Annotated in this window: 17 protein-coding genes; 8 read left to right on the top strand and 9 right to left on the bottom strand. The window is 71.0% G+C overall.

What is annotated here, in order from left to right:
- Positions 1 to 47: 47 nt before the first annotated feature.
- Positions 48 to 401 (bottom strand): hypothetical protein, encoded by a 354-nt coding sequence (locus MRBLMX7_RS10795; RefSeq protein ID WP_050724011.1) that lies wholly within the window; start codon positions 399 to 401, stop codon positions 48 to 50.
- Complete coding sequence (locus MRBLMX7_RS10790; RefSeq protein ID WP_363368379.1) at positions 398 to 1,036, bottom strand: acyl-CoA synthetase; 639 nt, start codon at positions 1,034 to 1,036, stop codon at positions 398 to 400. Before MRBLMX7_RS10790 ends, MRBLMX7_RS10795 begins: the two co-directional genes overlap by 4 nt.
- 445 nt (positions 1,037 to 1,481) lie before the next feature.
- On the opposite strand from MRBLMX7_RS10790, the gene MRBLMX7_RS10785 reads away from it, so the two are divergent.
- Positions 1,482 to 2,258, top strand: a complete 777-nt coding sequence (locus MRBLMX7_RS10785) for a hypothetical protein (protein ID WP_235556820.1) — start codon at positions 1,482 to 1,484, stop codon at positions 2,256 to 2,258.
- A 28-nt stretch (positions 2,259 to 2,286) separates the two neighbouring features.
- Here the strand turns inward: MRBLMX7_RS10785 and MRBLMX7_RS10780 are convergent, their stop codons facing one another.
- Entirely contained in the window at positions 2,287 to 3,120 is an 834-nt protein-coding gene (locus MRBLMX7_RS10780) for a sulfurtransferase (RefSeq protein ID WP_363368376.1), read from the bottom strand.
- 112 nt (positions 3,121 to 3,232) lie between these two features.
- Between MRBLMX7_RS10780 and MRBLMX7_RS10775 the strand changes: the two genes are divergently transcribed.
- From MRBLMX7_RS10775 to MRBLMX7_RS10765, 3 genes are read left to right on the top strand one after another with little or no spacing between them, the layout of a single operon-like run.
- Positions 3,233 to 4,162, top strand: coding sequence for a DMT family transporter (locus MRBLMX7_RS10775; RefSeq protein WP_363368374.1), 930 nt, complete (start codon positions 3,233 to 3,235; stop codon positions 4,160 to 4,162).
- A gap of 27 nt (positions 4,163 to 4,189) precedes the next feature.
- Positions 4,190 to 4,849: a GTP cyclohydrolase II gene (locus tag MRBLMX7_RS10770; protein WP_363368372.1), complete on the top strand. Its 660-nt coding sequence runs from the start codon at positions 4,190 to 4,192 to the stop codon at positions 4,847 to 4,849.
- The gene (locus tag MRBLMX7_RS10765) at positions 4,849 to 5,307 is read left to right on the top strand and encodes a MarR family winged helix-turn-helix transcriptional regulator (RefSeq protein ID WP_363368370.1); all 459 of its coding nucleotides are present in this window, start codon (positions 4,849 to 4,851) and stop codon (positions 5,305 to 5,307) included. Before MRBLMX7_RS10770 ends, MRBLMX7_RS10765 begins: the two co-directional genes overlap by 1 nt.
- 236 nt (positions 5,308 to 5,543) lie before the next feature.
- Here the strand turns inward: MRBLMX7_RS10765 and MRBLMX7_RS10760 are convergent, their stop codons facing one another.
- On the bottom strand, positions 5,544 to 10,706 hold the full coding sequence (locus tag MRBLMX7_RS10760) for an Ig-like domain-containing protein (RefSeq protein ID WP_363368368.1): 5,163 nt from the start codon (positions 10,704 to 10,706) through the stop codon (positions 5,544 to 5,546).
- Between the two features lie 444 nt (positions 10,707 to 11,150).
- Here MRBLMX7_RS10760 and MRBLMX7_RS10755 point away from each other — a divergent pair, with 444 nt between their 5' ends.
- The gene (locus MRBLMX7_RS10755) at positions 11,151 to 11,492 is read left to right on the top strand and encodes a helix-turn-helix domain-containing protein (RefSeq protein ID WP_363368366.1); all 342 of its coding nucleotides are present in this window, start codon (positions 11,151 to 11,153) and stop codon (positions 11,490 to 11,492) included.
- Positions 11,493 to 11,499: 7 nt separating this feature from the next.
- Here the strand turns inward: MRBLMX7_RS10755 and MRBLMX7_RS10750 are convergent, their stop codons facing one another.
- Both MRBLMX7_RS10750 and MRBLMX7_RS10745 read right to left on the bottom strand, forming a co-directional pair.
- Entirely contained in the window at positions 11,500 to 12,093 is a 594-nt protein-coding gene (locus MRBLMX7_RS10750) for a ClpP family protease (protein WP_363368364.1), read from the bottom strand.
- Positions 12,090 to 12,704 carry a ClpP family protease gene (locus tag MRBLMX7_RS10745; protein ID WP_363368362.1) on the bottom strand — a complete coding sequence of 205 codons (615 nt, stop codon included), beginning with the start codon at positions 12,702 to 12,704 and terminating at the stop codon, positions 12,090 to 12,092. The genes MRBLMX7_RS10750 and MRBLMX7_RS10745 overlap by 4 nt, the downstream gene beginning before the upstream one ends.
- Positions 12,705 to 12,940: 236 nt before the next feature.
- Between MRBLMX7_RS10745 and MRBLMX7_RS10740 the strand changes: the two genes are divergently transcribed.
- Together MRBLMX7_RS10740 and MRBLMX7_RS10735 are read left to right on the top strand one after the other, a co-directional pair.
- A complete protein-coding gene (locus MRBLMX7_RS10740) occupies positions 12,941 to 13,534 on the top strand; it encodes a hypothetical protein (RefSeq protein ID WP_363368360.1) in 594 nt (197 codons plus the stop codon).
- 71 nt (positions 13,535 to 13,605) lie between these two features.
- On the top strand, positions 13,606 to 14,079 hold the full coding sequence (locus MRBLMX7_RS10735) for an acyl-CoA thioesterase (RefSeq protein WP_363368358.1): 474 nt from the start codon (positions 13,606 to 13,608) through the stop codon (positions 14,077 to 14,079).
- Here the strand turns inward: MRBLMX7_RS10735 and MRBLMX7_RS10730 are convergent.
- Positions 14,013 to 15,269, bottom strand: coding sequence for a trans-sulfuration enzyme family protein (locus MRBLMX7_RS10730; RefSeq protein ID WP_363368356.1), 1,257 nt, complete (start codon positions 15,267 to 15,269; stop codon positions 14,013 to 14,015). The genes MRBLMX7_RS10735 and MRBLMX7_RS10730 overlap by 67 nt on opposite strands.
- Before the next feature lie 112 nt (positions 15,270 to 15,381).
- Here MRBLMX7_RS10730 and MRBLMX7_RS10725 point away from each other — a divergent pair, with 112 nt between their 5' ends.
- The gene (locus MRBLMX7_RS10725; protein WP_363368354.1) at positions 15,382 to 15,846 is read left to right on the top strand and encodes an Lrp/AsnC family transcriptional regulator; all 465 of its coding nucleotides are present in this window, start codon (positions 15,382 to 15,384) and stop codon (positions 15,844 to 15,846) included.
- 102 nt (positions 15,847 to 15,948) lie between these two features.
- Here the strand turns inward: MRBLMX7_RS10725 and MRBLMX7_RS10720 are convergent, their stop codons facing one another.
- On the bottom strand, positions 15,949 to 16,356 hold the full coding sequence (locus MRBLMX7_RS10720) for a hypothetical protein (RefSeq protein ID WP_363368352.1): 408 nt from the start codon (positions 16,354 to 16,356) through the stop codon (positions 15,949 to 15,951).
- Between the two features lie 106 nt (positions 16,357 to 16,462).
- The gene (locus MRBLMX7_RS10715) at positions 16,463 to 17,941 is read right to left on the bottom strand and encodes an MATE family efflux transporter (protein ID WP_363368350.1); all 1,479 of its coding nucleotides are present in this window, start codon (positions 17,939 to 17,941) and stop codon (positions 16,463 to 16,465) included.
- Positions 17,942 to 18,013 lie beyond the last annotated feature (72 nt).

Raw genomic sequence — 18,013 nt, 5'->3', positions numbered from 1 at the left:
AAGACAAGCCGGACGGTGCCGCGACTATTCCGCGGAACCGGAGGGAATCAGGGCGTGGCAGAGCTGCTCGGCGCCTCGGGGTCGGCGTCGTCGGGCGTCTCCGGGTCGTAGAGGACCGGACGATCGACGGTCTTGGTGACGTCGGCGGGGTCGACGACGAGGATGAGCATCGCGAGGATCAGCAGTGTCACGATGAACGCGCCGCCGCCCACCACGAGGCCCAGCGCGATCGGCGTGAGCCCGTCGTAGGTGCCGCGCGCGATCGCGTCGTTCACGCGGGAGGTGAAGGCACCGGTCGACACCAGGGTCACGATCGCGGCGAACACGCCGCATCCCAGTGCGATGCCGAGCAGGTGCAGGGGACGCAGGATGTCGCGCCGCGTGGGCTTCTCGTCGCTCATCGGTCGCCTCCTTGCTCGACGGGTGCGGCCTCGGATGCGGTGGCCGCGGCGTCCGCGCGCTTCGGGGTGAGGCCCGCGATCCCGAGGAACACCGCGATGATGGCCGCGTAGCCGCCGAACATGCCGACGCCGAGGATGATGCCGGTGAGCTCGAATTCGCCCGCGCCCTTGATGGCGTACGGCTGCACGAACCCGGCGGGGATCGCGATCAGGAGCACGGCGAGCAGCAGACCGAAGGCGCCGACCGTGATGGCGTCGCGGGCGGCGGGATCGCCGGCGCGGCGCGCCCGGAGTCCGACGATGAGCTCGACGAGGCCGGTCGCCAGCGCCCACGCGATCACGACGATGAAGAAGAGGTCCTCGGTGCGCCAGGCGGGGATGCCCGCGGCCATGCCGGCCGCGATGCCGAGGAGCGCGAGCACGAGCCACGACCAGCGCTCACCGGCCGGGAACACGAGCCAGACGGCGAGGAGGAGGACGAGCGACGTCGCCAGCACGAACCCGCTGAACACCGACAGACCGACGGCGGCCGAGTGGTCCGGTGAGAAGGTGATCATCACGGCTGCTGCGGCGGCGAAGAGCGCGCGCATCAGTTGGACGTGTCGCGCGGTGAACGCGCGGGCAGGGGCAGACATGACGATCCAGAGTCCTCCGGGGTTTCACCCCAGTCTACGCGGGGGCGCGCGATGCTCGGACGCAGGAGCGATGCCCTCGGAACATGTCCGTGAGGCCTGACGGATCTCCCCAGATCGATCGTCAGGCCCCACGAGAACACGCAGCGACGGGGGCGACACTGCGTCGAGCTGCTCGAGCACAAGGTCGGGCACCCTGCTTGCCTCTCACAACTCTGTCGACCCCAGAAATAGCATCCCGTCCCCTACGCGATGCCGGTGTGGTCGTATGCTCACTTTAGGGGCCGGTTCTTCACATACCGGAGGGGGACGTGTGATGAGTTTGGAAAAAAGTCGTAGGACGGCATCAGACCTCTTTCCAGCTGCCTTCCGGGACGCGATAAACGCCCGGGATCTGTCGCTCGCGCGCCTGCACGAGATGCTGCGCGCGCGGGGCAACGGCGTGTCCATGACGACGCTGAGCTACTGGCGTTCCGGCCGCCGCCGCCCCGAGGGCGTGCAGTCCCTGGCGGCTCTCGCCGACATCGAGGTCATCCTGGACCTGCGCGCCGGCGCTCTCACCGGGCTGCTGGGAGCGACCAACCGCACCGGCCCCGTCGGACCGAACAGGTTCCCGCTCGACGAGCTCGAGGTCGAGCGCGCCGTGATGGATGCCTTCACCGCCATGGGTGCCGAGTACCCCGACACCTCGCGGGAGCTCACGACCCACTCCATCACCGACGTCGACGAGCACGGGAACGTGGCGCGCTCCGAGACGCGCAGCATCGTCCAGTCCACGGTGGGCACGGTCACCGCGATCCCTTTCCTTCAACTGACTCCGGGCGAGAGCACGCCCGCGCCGCTCATCAACGCGATCTCCGGCGGACGCATCGCGCAGCGCTACTCGCATCCGAGCGGCGAGGTGCACGGCGTCCTCTTCGAACTAGAGTCCCCGCTCGCCGCCCCCGACACCACGATCGTCGAGTGGTCGGTCGAGCTGCCGCCCGGCTACCCGCCGCAGCGCGACTCCGGTCACGCCGTCGCCATGAAGTGCCGCGAGCTGCTGGTGTGGACGCGGTTCCATCCGGATGCCGTGCCCGACACGGTCGAGGAGCGCGTCGACACCCCGGCCGGCGTCGTGTCCTCGCCCCTCGACCTGGGCGGCCGCACCTCGGTGCATCAGGTGCGGCGCGCGTTCGGCCCCGGAGCCCTCGGCATCGCCTGGAGCTACGCGGACGGACGCTGAGCGTCCGGCATCCGCCCGCTCCCGACGCTCAGGGCTGGTCGCCGACGGCCACCGGACGCCCGGGAGTGTTCGACCACTGGCTCCACGAGCCGGGGAACACCTTCGCGGCGATCCCGATCTCGTCGAGCACGAGCGCGGTGTGCGCTGCGGTCACGCCGGATCCGCAGTACGCGGCGACCGCTGTGCCCTCGGTCACGCCCGCCTGTGCGAAGGTGGCGCGCACGGCGTCGTGGTCGAGGATCCTGCCCGCGGCATCGAAGTGAAGCACCGTGGGGAGGTTGACAGCGCCAGGGATGTGACCGGCCTGCGGGTCGAGCGGCTCGACCTCGCCGCGGTAGCGCTCGGGCGCACGGACGTCGAGCAGCACCCCGGATGCCGGGAACGCGGCCGCCTCGTCGATCGTCAGCGCGTCCGCGCCGATCTCGTCGAGCACGACATCGCCCTCCACCGGCGTCACGTCATCGGTCGCGACCTCGAGGCCCGCATCCCGCCAGGCGCGGATGCCGCCTTCGAGCACCCGCACGTCGACGCCCGCCTGCCGGAGCAGCCACCAGGCGCGCGCGGCGGCCGCGCCCTTCGCATCGTCGTAGGCCACCACGGAATCCCCCTGTCGGAGCCCCCAGCGTCGTGCGGACGCCTGCAGCTCGGCTGTCGTCGGGAGCGGATGCCGCCCCTCGGACGGCTCGCCGTGGGTCGAGAGCTCGGTGTCGAGAGGCACGAACACGGCACCCGGCACGTGTCCGGAGAGGTAGTCGGGGCGCCCGTCAGGGCGGTCGAGCCGCCAGCGCACATCGATCACGCGGACGGGAGCTCCGGCCGACAGCAGTTCACTCAGCTCGGCGACGGTCACGAAGTTGCTCATGCTGCGAGGCTATCCGCTCTCCCGACCACCCGGGCCTGTGGTGCCACACGCCGTCACGGCCGCCGCTCCACCCGGCGATAGGCTCTATCCGGCCGCGTCGAGAAGGGACAGCATGCCCACTCGATTCCGCGGGATGCGCCTGCAACCACAGGAGACCGCCCTCATCGCCATCACGGCCGTGTGGGGCAGCACGTTCCTGCTCGTGCACTGGGCCATGCAGCACTCCGGTCCGTGGTTCTTCGTGGGCCTCCGCTTCCTCGTCGCCGGTGCCATCAGCGTCGTCATCTTCCGCACTTCCCTGCGCGGCATCCGCTCGCGCGACATCGGCGCGGGCGTCGCGATCGGGGTGATGATCCACCTCGGCTACGGGCTGCAGACGGTCGGGCTGCAGACCATCGATTCGAGCACCTCGGCGTTCATCACGGCGATGTACGTGCCGCTCGTCCCCTTGGCGCAATGGGCCGTGTTCCGGCGTCGCCCGCCCGCCATGGCGTTCGTCGGCGCCGGACTCGCGTTCTTCGGTCTGCTGTTCATCGCGGGACCCGACGCCTTCGCGCTCACGCTCGGCATGGGCGAGATCGTCACGATGCTCAGCACGCTCCCGATCGCGGCGGAGATCATCCTCATCAGCGTGTTCGCCGGGCGGATCGACCTCGGCCGCATCACGGTCGTGCAGCTGCTGACGGCCGGCGTGCTCGGGCTGCTCACGATGCCGGTGGTCGGCGAGGGCGTCCCGGAGTTCTCCTGGGTCTGGGTGGCCTGCGCGGTCGGGCTCGGCGTCTCGAGCTGTCTGATCCAACTCACGATGAACTGGGCGCAGAAGACCGTGTCGCCCACGCGAGCGACGATCATCTACGCGGGCGAGCCGGTCTGGGCCGCGGTGATCGGCCGGGCGGCCGGAGAGCGCCTCCCCGCGACGGCACTGATCGGCGGGGCGCTCGTGGTGCTCGGCATTCTCGCGAGTGAGCTCAAGCTCGTGCGGCGACGGCGCACGGATCGGCGCCGGGATCCCGTCACGCCGGTCGTGCCGAACCGGGAATAGAACCCGGGGAGCGGCGTTGCACCCCACATGATTGAAACTTCAACCGTCGTGCCGGTGGCCACCGAGCGGACCCGGGTGCGCGTGCCCCTGCGGTTCGCCGACGGCTACTCGACGACAGCGGACGTCGTGACGTTCGACGGGCTCGTCGACGGACGCGAGCATCTGCTGCTCGGCCTCGGCGACTGGCGCACCGCGCTCGACCGCGCCGTCGACGGCGGCCCCGCCCCGCTCGTGCGCCCGCACAGCGAATGCCTGACCGGCGACGTGTTCGGCTCGGAGCGGTGCGATTGCGGTCCGCAGCTGCGTGAGGCCGTGGAGCGGATCGCCGACGAGGGCGGCTTCCTCCTCTACCTGCGTCAAGAGGGCCGGGGCATCGGCCTCTACGCCAAGCTCGATGCGTACGCGCTGCAGGACTCCGGTCTCGACACGTACGAGGCGAACGTGGCGCTCGGTCGCGGCGAGGACGAGCGCGACTACACCGTGGCGGCGCAGATGCTGCGCGCCGTCGGCGCCGACCGCATCCGCCTCCTGAGCAACAACCCCGACAAGGCCAGGCAGCTCGAGGCGCTCGGCGTGGCCGTCGCCGAGCAGGTGCGCACGGGTGTGCACCTCTCGGCTGCCAACCACCGGTACCTCGAGGCGAAGCGCGACCACACGGCGCACACGATCGACCTGTCGGCGGCGTGATGTCGGAGCGGCAGCTGACCCCCGGGGAGATGGACGTCTGGCTCCCCACGATCCGCTTCGTGCAGCTGCTGCCACAGGTCCTCGATCGCACGCTCAAGGCCGAGACGGGGCTGAAGCACGCCTATTATGCGATCCTCGTATCGCTCGCGGGGCAGGATGACCTCGCACCGACCATGACGGAGCTCGCCCGGATCGCCGGTCTGAGCCGCTCACGCCTGAGCCACGCGCTGGACGTGTTGGAGGAGCGCGGATGGGTGGCCCGCACCACCTGCGGCGGCGACAAGCGCACCCAGTCGGCAGTGCTCACGGACGAGGGTCGCGAACTCCTGAGGTCAGCCGCTCCCGTGCACGTCGCGCAGATCCGGGAGCTGATCCTCGACCCGCTCGACGATGACGAGCGCGAGCAGCTCGCGAGCATCCTCACGAAACTGATCCCCGGGGTGACGGACGCCCTCTGAGGCGCTCACGCGAGGTGCGGTCTGCATCCGCTGAGCTCCGAGGGTGCCGTTCCCGAGGGTCCCGTTCCCGAGCGTGCCGCGCAGAGCGTCCCGCGCAGAGATGCGGGGACGGGGTGTCAAGACCCCGTCCCCGCTGCGCACGTCTTTTCGGGGGCCTTCTGGATGGCCACCGCCCGGGGAGGATGGGAACGTGCGCGGGCCCGGCGTCGAGCATGAACCGACGCCGGGAGTCTTCGTCAGTCGGTCGCCCTCCTCCGTGGCCGGACGATCAGGAGACCACCCGCTGCGAGGAGGACGGCGGCCCCGCCGATCCCGATCCACGGCACCTCGCCTCCCGTGGCCGGGAGCGCGCCGCCTGCCGTCGCTCGCGCGACGATGACCGTGACGCGGGCGGTGACTCTCGTCCCGTTGACGTCCGCGACCGAGTAGGTGATCGACGCGCGGCCGGAGAAGTCCGGGTCCGGCGTGAAGACGATCCTGCCGGACACGACTCGCCACTCGCCCTCTCCGGGGACGTCGAGTGTCAGCACGAGCGCACCGTCGGGCCCCACGATCCGCAGGGAGGCGGGATCCAGGGCCGCGCCGCCGGTTCCCGGGGTGTCGTCGCCGAGCACGTCGATCACGACCGGCATGCCCGACGACGTCCGGGCGACGTTGTCGCGCGCGATCGGGTCGTCGCCGACCACCGTGACGGTCAGAGTGGACGCGGCCACGTTGCCCAGGGAATCCGTCGCGGCGTACCGCACGGGTGACGCGGAGCCCGTGAACGTCGGCAGCGGGGTGAAGGTCACCCGGCCGTCGGCGTCGATCGCGTACGCTCCTTGGCCGGGGACCTCGATCGTCTTGCCGTCGGCTCCGAGCACGGCGCCGTCCGGCTGCCCGTCCGGCGGGAACACGACCGAAGCCGAATCGAACTCCGCAGCCGAGCCGTCGGCGCGCTGACCGGGGGTGTCGTTGCGGAGCACGTCGACCGTGACGGGGACGTTGCGCGACGTGCGTTCGGCGTCGGCCGCGCCGGTGGGCCCGGGGCGCACCGTGACGCCGATGGCTGCGGTCCCGGCGGTGCCGTTCGCGTCGCGGATCGTGTAGCGCACGGGCGTGGTCGCGCCGCTGAATCCCGCGGCGGGCGTGAACAGGACGGTGCCGTCGGCACCGAGCGTGTAGACGCCCTCGCCCGCGATCTCGACGGTCTTGCCGTCGTCGCGGATCTCGGCGGTGACGCCGGCGGGGAGGTCGGCGGCCTCGAAGGTCGCGGAGGTCGGATCGAGCGGAACGGACGGGTCGCCGGCGGTGTCGTTGCCGATGATGTCGATCGTCACGGGGGTCGCGAACGCCGTGGTCGCATCGTCGTCGGCGGCGGTCGGCGTCACGGGGTCGACGGTCACGCGGATCGTCGAGGTCACCGCGCCTCCGACCGCGTCGGATGCCGAGTAGCTCACGGTGCTCGCACGGCCCCGGAACTCGGGAAGGGGCGTGAACGTCACCGTGCCGCCGGCCGCGGCGACGTAGAAGCCCTCATTCGGGACGACCAGGCGGCGCCCGTCGTCGAGGAGCACGGAACCCGGCGGTTGCCCCTCGGAGGGGAACCGGAGGGTCGAGGGATCCCAGGCTCCCTCCGACCCGTCGGCGTTGCGCGACGGCACGTCGTTGGCGAGCGGGCTCAGGGCGACGGCGACGCCCTGCGGTGTCGTGATCGTGTCGCGCTCGGCGGTCGGCCCCGGGCGTACGGTGACCATCAGCCGGGCGTCGGCCGTCGTGCCGTTCGCGTCGACGACGCGGTAGGCGACGGGAGTCGTGGTGCCGCTGTAGCCCGCCTCGGGAGTGAAGGTCGCTGCACCAGTGGCGTCGAGCGTGTACGTGCCCTGACCCGGGACCGTGAGCGTCTTCCCGTCCGGGGACACCGTGGCCCCCTCGGGCTGACCCGCCGCGGGGAAGACCGTCTGCGCCGGGACCAGTGGCGCCGAATCGGCTCCGGCGCGATCGTTGGCGAGCAGATCCACCGTCACCGGGGTGCCGAAGGTCGTGGCGGCCCGATCGTCTGCGGCGACCGGGGTGATCGCGTCGACGACCACCATGATGGTCGACGACACCGGAGCGCCATGGCTGTCGAGGGCCGAGTAGACCACGGGTGTGCTCACTCCCGTGAACGCGGGCTCCGGGACGAAGGTCACGGCCCCGGTCGTCGGGTTCACCGTGTAGACGCCTTCGCCGGGCATGGTGATCGTGCGCCCGTCGGCGGAGACGACGGCGCCCGCCGGCTGTCCCTCTGTCGGGAAGGTCACGCTGGTGGGGACCATGGTCCCCGTGTCGCATCCCTGCGGAACATCGGTCTGCCCCGGGTCGCAGGGGGCGCCCAGGTCGCTCGCGTGATCGTTCCCCAGGACGTCGATCTCCACGGGGGTGTTCTGCGGCACGGCGGCCGAATCGGGCGCGGCGATGGCGCGACTCCCGACCATGACCTCGATCGTCGCGGTCGTCGGGGTGCCGTTGACGTCGGAGACCCGGTACTCGACGGGGGTCGCCCGACCGGTGAAGTCCTCGTCGGGCACGAAGCGCACCGAGCCGTCGTCGCGGATCGTGTACGTGCCCTCGCCGTCGACCACGAGCGTCTTTCCGCCGTCGGTCGCATCCGGCGAGGTGAACACCATGGTCGAGGCGACGAGCGGCGCGTCCGGCGCACCCGGGATGTCGTTGGCGAGCGCATCGATGACGACCGGCACATCGCCGGGGGTCTTCGCGGCATCGCCGGTCGCGACGGGGACCACCGCGGTGACGGACACGGAGATCGTCGACGACGCGGGGCTGCCGAACGCGTCGGTCACCGAGTAGGTCACCGGCGTCGCCGCGCCCGTGAACTGCGGCTCGGGGTCGAAGGTCACGCGTCCTGTGGCCGGGTCGAACGTGTACACGCCCTCGCCCGGCACCGTCAGCACGCGTCCGTCGGCGCTCGCCGCGCTGCCGGCGGGAAGCGCGGGCGTCACGACGAAGCGCACGGAGTCGCGGTCGAATCCTTCGCCGGGCCCGTTCGGCCCCTCACCCGGGACGTCGTTGTCGAGGATCGGGATGACGACGTCGACGTTCTGGTCGGTCGTGGCGGTGTCGGTGTTGGCCACCGGCCCCGGGAGCACGGTGACCGAGACGGTGGCCGTCGCCTGCTGGCCGCTCGGGTCGGTGGCGCTGTACGGCGCCGTCGCCGTCCCCGCGAAGCCCGGCGCGGGCCGGAACTCGACCTCGCCGCCGTCGGTCACTAGCCATTCGCCTTGCGCGGTGACGAGCCGTCGGCCGCCGTCGGTCGCGGCCGGGTCCGTGAAGACCACGGATGCCGGGTCCAGCGCCCCGCCGGGACCGGGCTCGTCGTTCGCGAGCACGTCCACCGTGACCGGAGTCGCCTGCGCGGTGCGCGCGGCGTCGTCGACCCCGACCGGGGGCTGCCCGGCCACCGTCACCTGGATCTGCGCGGTTGCCACGTTGCCGGTGCTGTCGGTGAAGCCGTAGGCGACGGGGGTCGTCGTGCCGGTGAAGGTCGCGGCGGGAGCGAAGGTCACCGCCCCGGTGGCGGGGTCGATCGTGTACACGCCCTCGCCGGGCACCGTGAGCCGTCGCCCGTCGGCGCTGACGGTCGCGCCCGTCGGCTGACCCGCGGTCGGGAAGACCACGGAGCCCGGCGGGATCGTGCCCGCCGTCCCGTCGGCGTTCTGCCCGGCGGCGTCGTTGTCGAGCACGGGGATCCGCACCTGCTGGCCCTGCGTGGTCGCAGCGGTGTCGGCCGCGGCCTCGGGTCCGGGTCGGATCGTCGCGGTGAGCGTGGCGGTCGACTCCAGTCCGTTGGCGTCGACCACGCGGTACTCGGTCACGGCATCGCCGGTGAAGCCCGGCGCGGGGGTGAAGGTCGCCCGCCCCTCGGCATCCAGGGTCCAGACGCCCTGCGGCGTCTCGAGGCGGCGGCCGCCGTCGGTCGCGTCGGGCGAGGTGAAGACGGTCAACTCGGGCGCGAGGGGCGCGCCACCCGCCTGGTCGTCGGTCGCGCCGTCCAGCACGACCGGTGCGCCGAACACCCCGAACGCCGCGTCGGGGGTGGCGGTCGGCCCGCGGACGACGTTCGTGAAGGCGCAGACGATGTTGATGCCGTCCGTGCCGGTCGGAGCCGTGAACGTCGCCGTGTTGCCCGTACCGCTCGAGATGGTCGCGCCGTCGCCGTCGGTGCACACCCAGGTCGTGTCGTACATTCGGAGATCGGTCGTGCCGAGGCCCTGCTGGGTCGCCGTGTAGGTCTCGCCGGGGATGATCAGGCCCGCATCGCTGTCGGCGCCGCCGTTGTCGGTCGTCCGGGTCGCCGGGAAATCGGGGCTGGTGCCGTTCGCGCCGTAGGAGCCACCCTCGAGGATGATGCGCACCGCGTCGGTCGGCCGGGCGCGCGGTCCGTCGAACTCGGCCATGACCTCGGCCGACGACGGGTTCGCGCAGCTGCCCAGGTCGTTGCTCGTGACCGTGCCGAACGAGCGCGGTGCGCCGACGGGAGCGCCGGTGATCGGGTTGGCCTTCTGCAGAGTCGAGACGCCGCCGATGTAGAGGAACCCGTCGGATCCGAACGCGACGCCGTTGGGGGCTGCGGTGACAGGGCTCCGGGAGATCTCCTGCGAGGTGAGGACCGTTCCGGTCCCCGAGGTCGGCACGACGCCGTTCGCGACGAAGAGCCCGGAGGTGGTGGGGTTGCCGTTGAGCATGAAGAGTCGGCCGAGCTTGTCGAACGCGATGTCTCCGTTGGTCCCCGGCGGGTTGGTGAGCGTCACGGACACCACGGGTCCTGCGGGCGACGCCCCCGTGGCGGGATCGTGCACGTACAGGTTCAGCGTCGCTCCGCTGTAGGCGCCGTAGTAGTGCAGGCCCGTGAGGGGGTTGACCGCGCCGACGGTTCCGGTCGGAATGGGGCCGGCCTTGCGCGAGGTGGTGAGGGTTCCCGCCTCGCTCGCAGCGGGCGTGAACTTGCCGATGCCGGCGGTGCCCACGATCATCGCGTAGGAGCCGTCCGCGCCGATGCCGAGCTGGTTGATCGACGAGCCGACCCCGCTGTTCGTCGTGAAGACCGGCGTGGGGTCGATCGCTCCCGTGGTGAGGTTCATCCGTCGGACGTTGCTGGCCGCAGAGCTGGCGATGTACACCGTGTTGTTGCAGGAGAGCGGGGCGGCGGCGCTGGCGGGAGTCGGAGCGGAACCGATCACCAGGCCTGCGGCCAGCATGACCCCGGCAGCCATCATCGAGACGGCGCGGGCGACCAGCGGACGACCGCGCTCCAGCGCGGTGACCCGATCGGTCGACAGCGATGCTCCGCCGTTCATGCTCTCCCCTTCCTGCTGGATCCGCCCGTCGGCCTCGGCGGGGGTGAGGTGACGACGCCTCACCCCCGCCTTTCCGAGCCACCGATCCGCCGATCCTTCGCGTCGAGGCCGTTGATCCTCGTGCGACGCCTGCGGCCGGTGATCGCCTGGGATCCAGTCGACCCGGAAGACCGTAGCAATCCGGTGTTCACCGACTGGGGCGGGAGAAGTGAACACGGAGGGGCGGAGCGGTTTTCTCCGCCCCTCCGCCGCACGAGGACCCGTCACCGGGTGCGACCAGGTGACGCTGAGGGGGTGGTCCCGCACGGCCCCGGCCGCCGACATGGGACGACAGCCGGGGAGCATATGCCGATCGACTGATCGTGTCTCCCGCCGACCACTGTCGGCCCGCGAAAAGTAGCAGTCGGCTGTTCACTCAGGCCGGGCGATCAAGTGAACCCGGCGGCCGCCGTTCTGCTCAGAGCAGAAACGCTCGCCGCGGACGTCCCCCGCGTCATACCGTGAGGCATGGCCGACCTCGTCCCGTTCCCCCGCAGCCCCCGGACGCGCCCGAGCGATCCCGAACCCCTGTGGCGCCACCTCCTCGGCGATCAGCTGCGGCGACGTCGGCACGAACGCGACGAGACACTCACCGAGACCGCGGCGAGCGCGGGAGTCTCCCCGCAGTACCTCTCCGAGGTCGAACGCGGCCTCAAGGAGCCGTCGAGCGAGATGATCGCCGCGATCGCCGGCGCGCTCGACACCTCGCTGATCGAGCTCACGAGCGCGGTCGCCGACGACCTGCGGGCGGCCGCGGCACCGGCATCCGCTTCCGCCTCGGCGAGCGGCGCGTTCGCCCTCGCCGCCTGAGTCGGCCTCAGAGCATCCGCTCCCCCAGCACCGTGTCGACGAGTCCGTAGTCGAGAGCCGCGGATGCCGTGAACACGCGGTCCCGGTCGGTGTCGGCGCGCAGCTCCTCGACCGTGCGACCGCTGTGCCTCGCGAGGATCGACTCCATGTCGGAACGCACGCGCACGACCTCGTCGGCCGCGAGGATCAGGTCGGGGATCGCCCCGCGCGACTGCCCGGCCGGCTGATGCAGCACGATCCGCGCATGCGTCAGAGCCGAGCGCTGACCGGACGCCCCGGCGGCGACCAGCAGAGCAGCGGGGCCGATCGCCTGCCCCACGCACGTCGTCGCGATCGTCGGCCGCACGTGCTGCATGGTGTCGTAGATCGCGAGAGCCGCACCCGGATCGCCGCCCTCGCTGTTGACGTACAGCTGCACGGGCGACTCGGGGGCATCGGCGTCGAGGTGCAGCAGCTGCGCGATGAGCGCGTTCGCGACCCCGGCGTCGATGCCCGTGCCGAGGTAGATCACGCGCTCCGCGAGCAGGTGCGAGTACACGTCCATGACCCGCTCCCCGCGCGGATGCTGGGCGATCACGTTCGGGATCGTGTAGCTGCTCATGACCCGACCCCCAGTCCGACCCGCGACCGTCGCTTGGGCATGAGGTCGGCGACCCCGTCGACGATGCCGTCGATGAACCCGTACTCCTGCGCCTGGACTGCGGTGTACCAGCGGTCGTGCAGCGAGTCCTCGAAGATGCGCTCGCGCGGCTGGCCGGTGTCGTGGGCGATGAGTCCGAGCACGGTGTCGCGCATGTGCCGGAGGTCGTCGGCCTGCGTCTCGATCTCGACCGCGGAGCCCCCGATGCCCGCGGACCCCTGATGCATGAGGATGCGCGCGTGCGGAAGCGCCCGCCGCTTGCCCCGCGCACCTGCCGACAGCAGGAACTGGCCGGCGCTGCACGCGAGTCCGAGCGCGAGGGTCGACACGTCGTTGGGCACCAGAGTCATGAGGTCGCGGATCGCGAGCATGGCGGGCACCGAGCCGCCCGGCGAGTGGATCCACAGGGAGATGTCGGTTGTCGGGTCCTCGGCCGACAGCGTCAGCAGCTGCGTCATGAGCAGCGTGCCGTTGTCGTCGTCGAGGGCACCGTCGAGCACGAGCACGCGCTCATGGAACAGCGCGCGCCGGGCCTCGGGCCCGAACTGCGGGATGGGGTTGTCTTCGCTCATGGCCCCAGCATCCGCCGCCGTCGCGGGATGCGGGCGGGAATCCGCCGGGGGCGGATCCGCCGAGGGCAGAGCCGTCTCATTCCGCACCCGCACCGCACGCGTGCCGCGGGGGTCGCACGCTCCGCAGGAGATCTCTCGACCTGCAGGATCGGTCGTCGCATCCGCTCCTGTAGATCGTGCGTTCTCCTGCATTACTGTGGGCTCGACCTCCTGACCTCCTCTATCTCGGAAGATCCATGCCCCTTCACGACGTCACCGGTGCCGACATCGACGCCTGCATCGCCCTGCTCCAGGCGCACGGAGTGCCTCTCGGCCCCGGCCTGGGTCCCGAGCAGATCGCGGACATCGAGGCCCGCTACGGCTTCGAGTTCAGCCCCGATCACCGGAGACTGCTCGAGCGAGTCCAGCCGTCGGGCGAGAGCTGGCTGCAGTGGACCGAGGACAGCGAGGAGAGCATCCGGTCACGGCTCGACTGGCCGCGCGACGGGGTGCTGTTCGATGTCGAGAACGACGCATTCTGGCCCGCGGGGTGGGGTGCCCGGCCACAGACCGCGGACGCACGCAGCGCGATCGTGACGGCGCGGATCGCGCGATGGCCCACGCTCGTCCCGCTGTACTCGCACCGCTACATGCCCGCCGCGCCGGCCGGGCCCGGTGCTCCCGTGTTCTCGGTCTGGCAGACCGATGTGATCTTCTACGGCTCCGATCTGCTGGACTACCTGCGCCACGAATTCGAACCCGCAACCCACGACTTCCAGGCCATGCAGGTGTCCCCCGACTCGTGCGTGCCGTGGTCGCTGTTCCCCTTCGAGGAGGAGATCCCCGAGTAGCCGGACGGGATGCCGCGATCCTTCTCGCGCGCGTAACGTCGCCGACTCACGACGGACGTAGCCTCGACCGCATGACGCAGCAGCAGGTACCCGAATGGCAGTGGTCGGAGGACGGCATCAACTTCCGGACTCGCAAGTGGGTGCGCCCCGAAGACCTCAACGCGAACGGCTCGCTGTTCGGCGGCAGCCTCCTCAAGTGGATCGACGAGGAGGCGGCGATCTACGCGATCGTGCAGCTCGGCAACTACCGAGCGGTGACCAAGCACATCTCCGAGATCACCTTCGAGGCCTCGGCCGTGCAGGGCGATCTCGTCGAGCTGGGACTCCAGGCCACCCACTTCGGCGTCACCTCGCTCACGATGCGGGCTGTGGCGCGGAACATGATCACGCGCAAGCGCATCCTCACGATCGAGAAGATCGTGTTCGTGAGCCTCGGCGAGGACGGCCGTCCCACGCCCCACGGCTACCGCGACATCACCTACAACCGCGACCGCATGCCGACCGAGCGGCTCGTCACGGGAACCGTCGCGCTGCCGAAGCTCTGATCGCCCTCGGCGTCCTGCGACAGCGTCGCGAATGCCGCGGCGAGGTCGGCGATGAGGTCGTCGACGTGCTCGAGGCCGATCGAGAGCCGCAGCACGTCGGCATCCGGCCGCGCCTCCGCCGGCACCGGCCGGTGCGTGAGAGCGGCAGGATGCTGGATGAGGGAGTCCACCCCGCCGAGGGAGACGGCGTGGGTGAAGAGCGTCGTGGCCGACGTCACCGCGGATGCCGCGGCGTAGCCGCCCTGCATCCGGAGGGCGATCATCGCACCCGTGCCGCGCATCTGCCGCTCGAGGATGCCCTCGGGGTCTCCGTCGAGGCCCGGATAGAACACCTCGGCGACCTCGGGGCGGTCGATGAGCCACTGCACGATGGCCCGCGCACTCTCCTGCTGTGCGCGCATCCGCACCGGCAGGGTCGTGAGGCCTCGGTGCAACAGGTACGCCCCGAGCGGGTGCAGGAGCCCTCCGGTCACCGCCCGCACCCGCCGCAGCGCCTCGGCCGTGCGCTCGTCGCACGCCACCGCACCCGCGATCACGTCACCGTGACCGCCGAGGTACTTCGTGGCGCTGTGCAGCGACATCGCGGCACCGAGGTCGATGGGGTTCTGCAGCACCGGCGTCGCGAAGGTGTTGTCGACCACGACCGGCACCTCCCCCGCCTGAGCGACGATCGCCGCGATGTCGGCGATCTCGAGTGTCGGGTTCGCGGGCGTCTCGACGACGATCAGGCCCGTGTCGGCGCGAAGCGCGGAGGCGACCTCGTGCGGCGCGCAGTAGGTGGTGTCGACGCCGAGCAGACCCGAGCCGAGCAGGTGGTCGGTGCCGCCGTACAGCGGGCGCACCGCGACGACGTGGTGTTTGCCGGCCGCGGGGCCGTGCGCGAGGATCACGGCCGTCATCGCCGCCATGCCGGACGAGAACGCGACGCCGGCCTCGGCGTGCTCGAGTACGGCCAGCGCCTCCTCGAATCGCGCGACCGTGGGGTTCCAGAGCCTCGCATAGACCATGCTGCCGTCCGCGGGCGGGCGACCGCCGGTGGCCATCGCCTCGTAGGAATCGCCACCCCGTTCGATGTCGGGCAGCGGGTTCGTGGTCGACAGGTCGATCGGCAGGGCGTGCACCCCGAGCGCGCCCAGCTCGGATCGTCCGCCGTGCACGGCCAGGGTGTCGGGATGCAGCGCTGCAGTCATCCCTCCACCTTGCCGAGAACACGGAAAACATGCTCGTTTTCGACAGCATCCGCTGCTTACACGCGCGATCTCGCTATTCTGAACGAGATCACGGTTCCCGGAGGTGTCGGACTTGGCCAAAGCGCAACTCGATGAGATCGACCTCGAGATCCTCGCCGCCCTCACGCGCGACGCGACCGTCACGAACAAGGCGCTCGCGCACCGGCTGGGGCTCGCGGAGTCCACCTGCGCGCATCGCGTGCGCGCGCTGCGCGATCGCGGGGTGATCCGCGACACCCGCATCCGCATCGACGGCGCCGCCCTGGGCCTGCCGCTGCAGGCGATCATCAAGGTGCGACTGGCGAATCACACCGGACCGAAGGTCACGGCGCTGTTCGACGCCCTCGCCGGCATCCCCCGCGTGCTGCAGGTGTTCCACGTCGCGGGGGTCGACGACTTCCTCGTGCACGTCGCGGTCCCCGACGCCACCGCGCTACGCGACATCGTGCTCGAGCACATCACGATCCACCCGGTCGTGCGGGCCACCGAGACCCAGCTCGTGTTCGAGCTGCGCGACGGACGCGGGGTGCTCGACTGAGGACTCGGCCCCCGATCGCAGGGGATCTCCCGATCCGCAGGACCGGAATCGGCATCCGCTCCTGCAGATCGTGCGATCTCCTGCGGATCGTGTGATCTCGCGTCAGCGCGCGAGCGCCGGGATGGTCCCCGTGGCGGGCGAGCCCGTCGAGGTGGGAGCCGTCGTCGTGACGGGCGCCGCCGCGATCGCCGCGGCCTTCCGCTCCCGCGCGGCCGCCCGCGCAGGCTCTCCCGCGTTCACGATGCCGCGTACCACGACGCCGATCACCAGCAGCCCCACCAGCAGCGCGACCGACACGAACAGCGGAGTCCACTGGTTCGCGAACGACGCGGTCAGGCTCAGCACCGCGGCGGGGATCCAGATCCCGACGGCCCCTCCGGCCAGGCCTCCGGCCCCTCGCACGATCGCGATCGCCGCGACCAGGGCGCACAGCCCCGCCAGCACGGCCCCGACGATCCCCAGCGGCACCAGTACCGACGCCAGCTCGCTCGCGACTCTCGATGATGTCATCATTCGACCCCCCGGTCAGCGGACCCTCCGCACTATCAAGAGTACGAAGGGGATCCGCTCCCGACATCCATCTGCAGGATGATGTTGCGCAATCTTGACTGGCTGTTCAACGTCGCTTCAGCCAGGCGAGACGAGAGCCGCGGACGATGCGCACGGGCTGCGTCAGGACCGCGTCGACGACCATGGACCCGTCGGTCGGCCCGACGATCGCGATCGCCGAGGTCTCGGTCGCCTCCACGGGGTCGACCCTCATGCGCGCGAGGTCGCGGTGCGCCCTGACGTAGGCGGGCACGAGCAGCACGATCGCGCCGAGCCACGCCAGCGGATTGCTGAGCGCGACGCCGTCGAACCCGATCATCGCGCCGAGGACGACGGCCGCTCCGACGCGCATAACGAGCTCGATCACGCCGGTGACCGTGGGTACGAGCGTGTGCCCGAGACCCTGCAGCGCACCGCGGAGCACGAACAGGATGCCGAGCGCCCAGTACCCGCATCCGTTGATCACGAGCATGCGGTGCGCGAGGTCGACGACGTCGTCGGCCGCGGAGCCGTGGCCGACGAAGAGACGCACGAGCGGAGCGCCGAGCGCGATGATGATCACGCCGAGCAGCAGACCGGCGCCGGTCGCCATCCAGGTGCCCTCGATCACCCCGCGGCGGATGCGGTCGGGGCGGCGTCCGCCGAGGTTCTGAGCGGCGTACATCGACGCCGCGAGGCCCAGCGACGAGAGGAACGCCACGGCGAGGCCGTCGACGCGCGAGGCGGTCGTGTACGCGGCGACCGCGTCGGAGCCGAGCGTGTTCAGAGCGACCTGCACCGTGAGGGTGCCGATCGCGATGATCGACGCCTGGAAGCCCATCGGCAGTCCGAGTCGGAGGTGCTCGCGGACGTCCTCACGTGTCACCCTCCAGTCGATGCGGCGCAGGTGCAGCATCGACAGACGGCGACGCACGAACTCGAGGCACAGCGCCACGGAGACGGCCTGCGCCACGACCGTCGCGAGCGCGGCGCCGCCGACACCCCAGGCGAGCGGACCGACCATGAGGACGACGAGACCGACGTTGAGGATGCACGAGACCGTGAGGAACACGAGCGGGGTACGGGAGTCGCCGATCGCACGGATGATCGCCGAGAGGTAGTTGAAGAACATCGTCGCGCTCGCCCCGAGGAAGCTGATCTGCGTGAAGGTCGTCGCCTCGGCCAGGAGCTCGGGCGGCGTCTGCAGCAGCTCGAGGACCGGCCGCGAGATCAGGGGAGCGACGATCGTGAGGACCACGCTCGTGAGGCCTGTGAGCAGCACGCCGGTCGCGACCGAGCGACGCACGGCCGCGGCATCCCCGGCGCCGAACGCCTGGGCGATCGGGATCGCGAAGCCGCTCGTGAGACCCCAGGCGAAGCCGATGAGGAGGAACAGCAGACTGCCGGTGGCGCCGACGGCCGCGAGGGACTCGACTCCGAGGTGACGCCCGACGACGACGGCGTCGGCGAACTGGTACATCTGCTGCACGACGTTGCCGATGAGCAGCGGGATGGAGAAGGCGAGGATGACGCGCCACGGGCGGCCCGTGGTGAGAGAGGTGGCCATGGGGAAGCGGCTCGCAGAACTGGGGGGGCGGATCGGGGGTGCGACAAGCCTATCGAAACGATTCGGGATGGC

The organism is Microbacterium sp. LMX7-1.2 (assembly GCF_040675935.1).
GTDB lineage: Bacteria > Actinomycetota > Actinomycetes > Actinomycetales > Microbacteriaceae > Microbacterium.
This window is presented reverse-complemented; position numbering and strand designations above follow the sequence as displayed.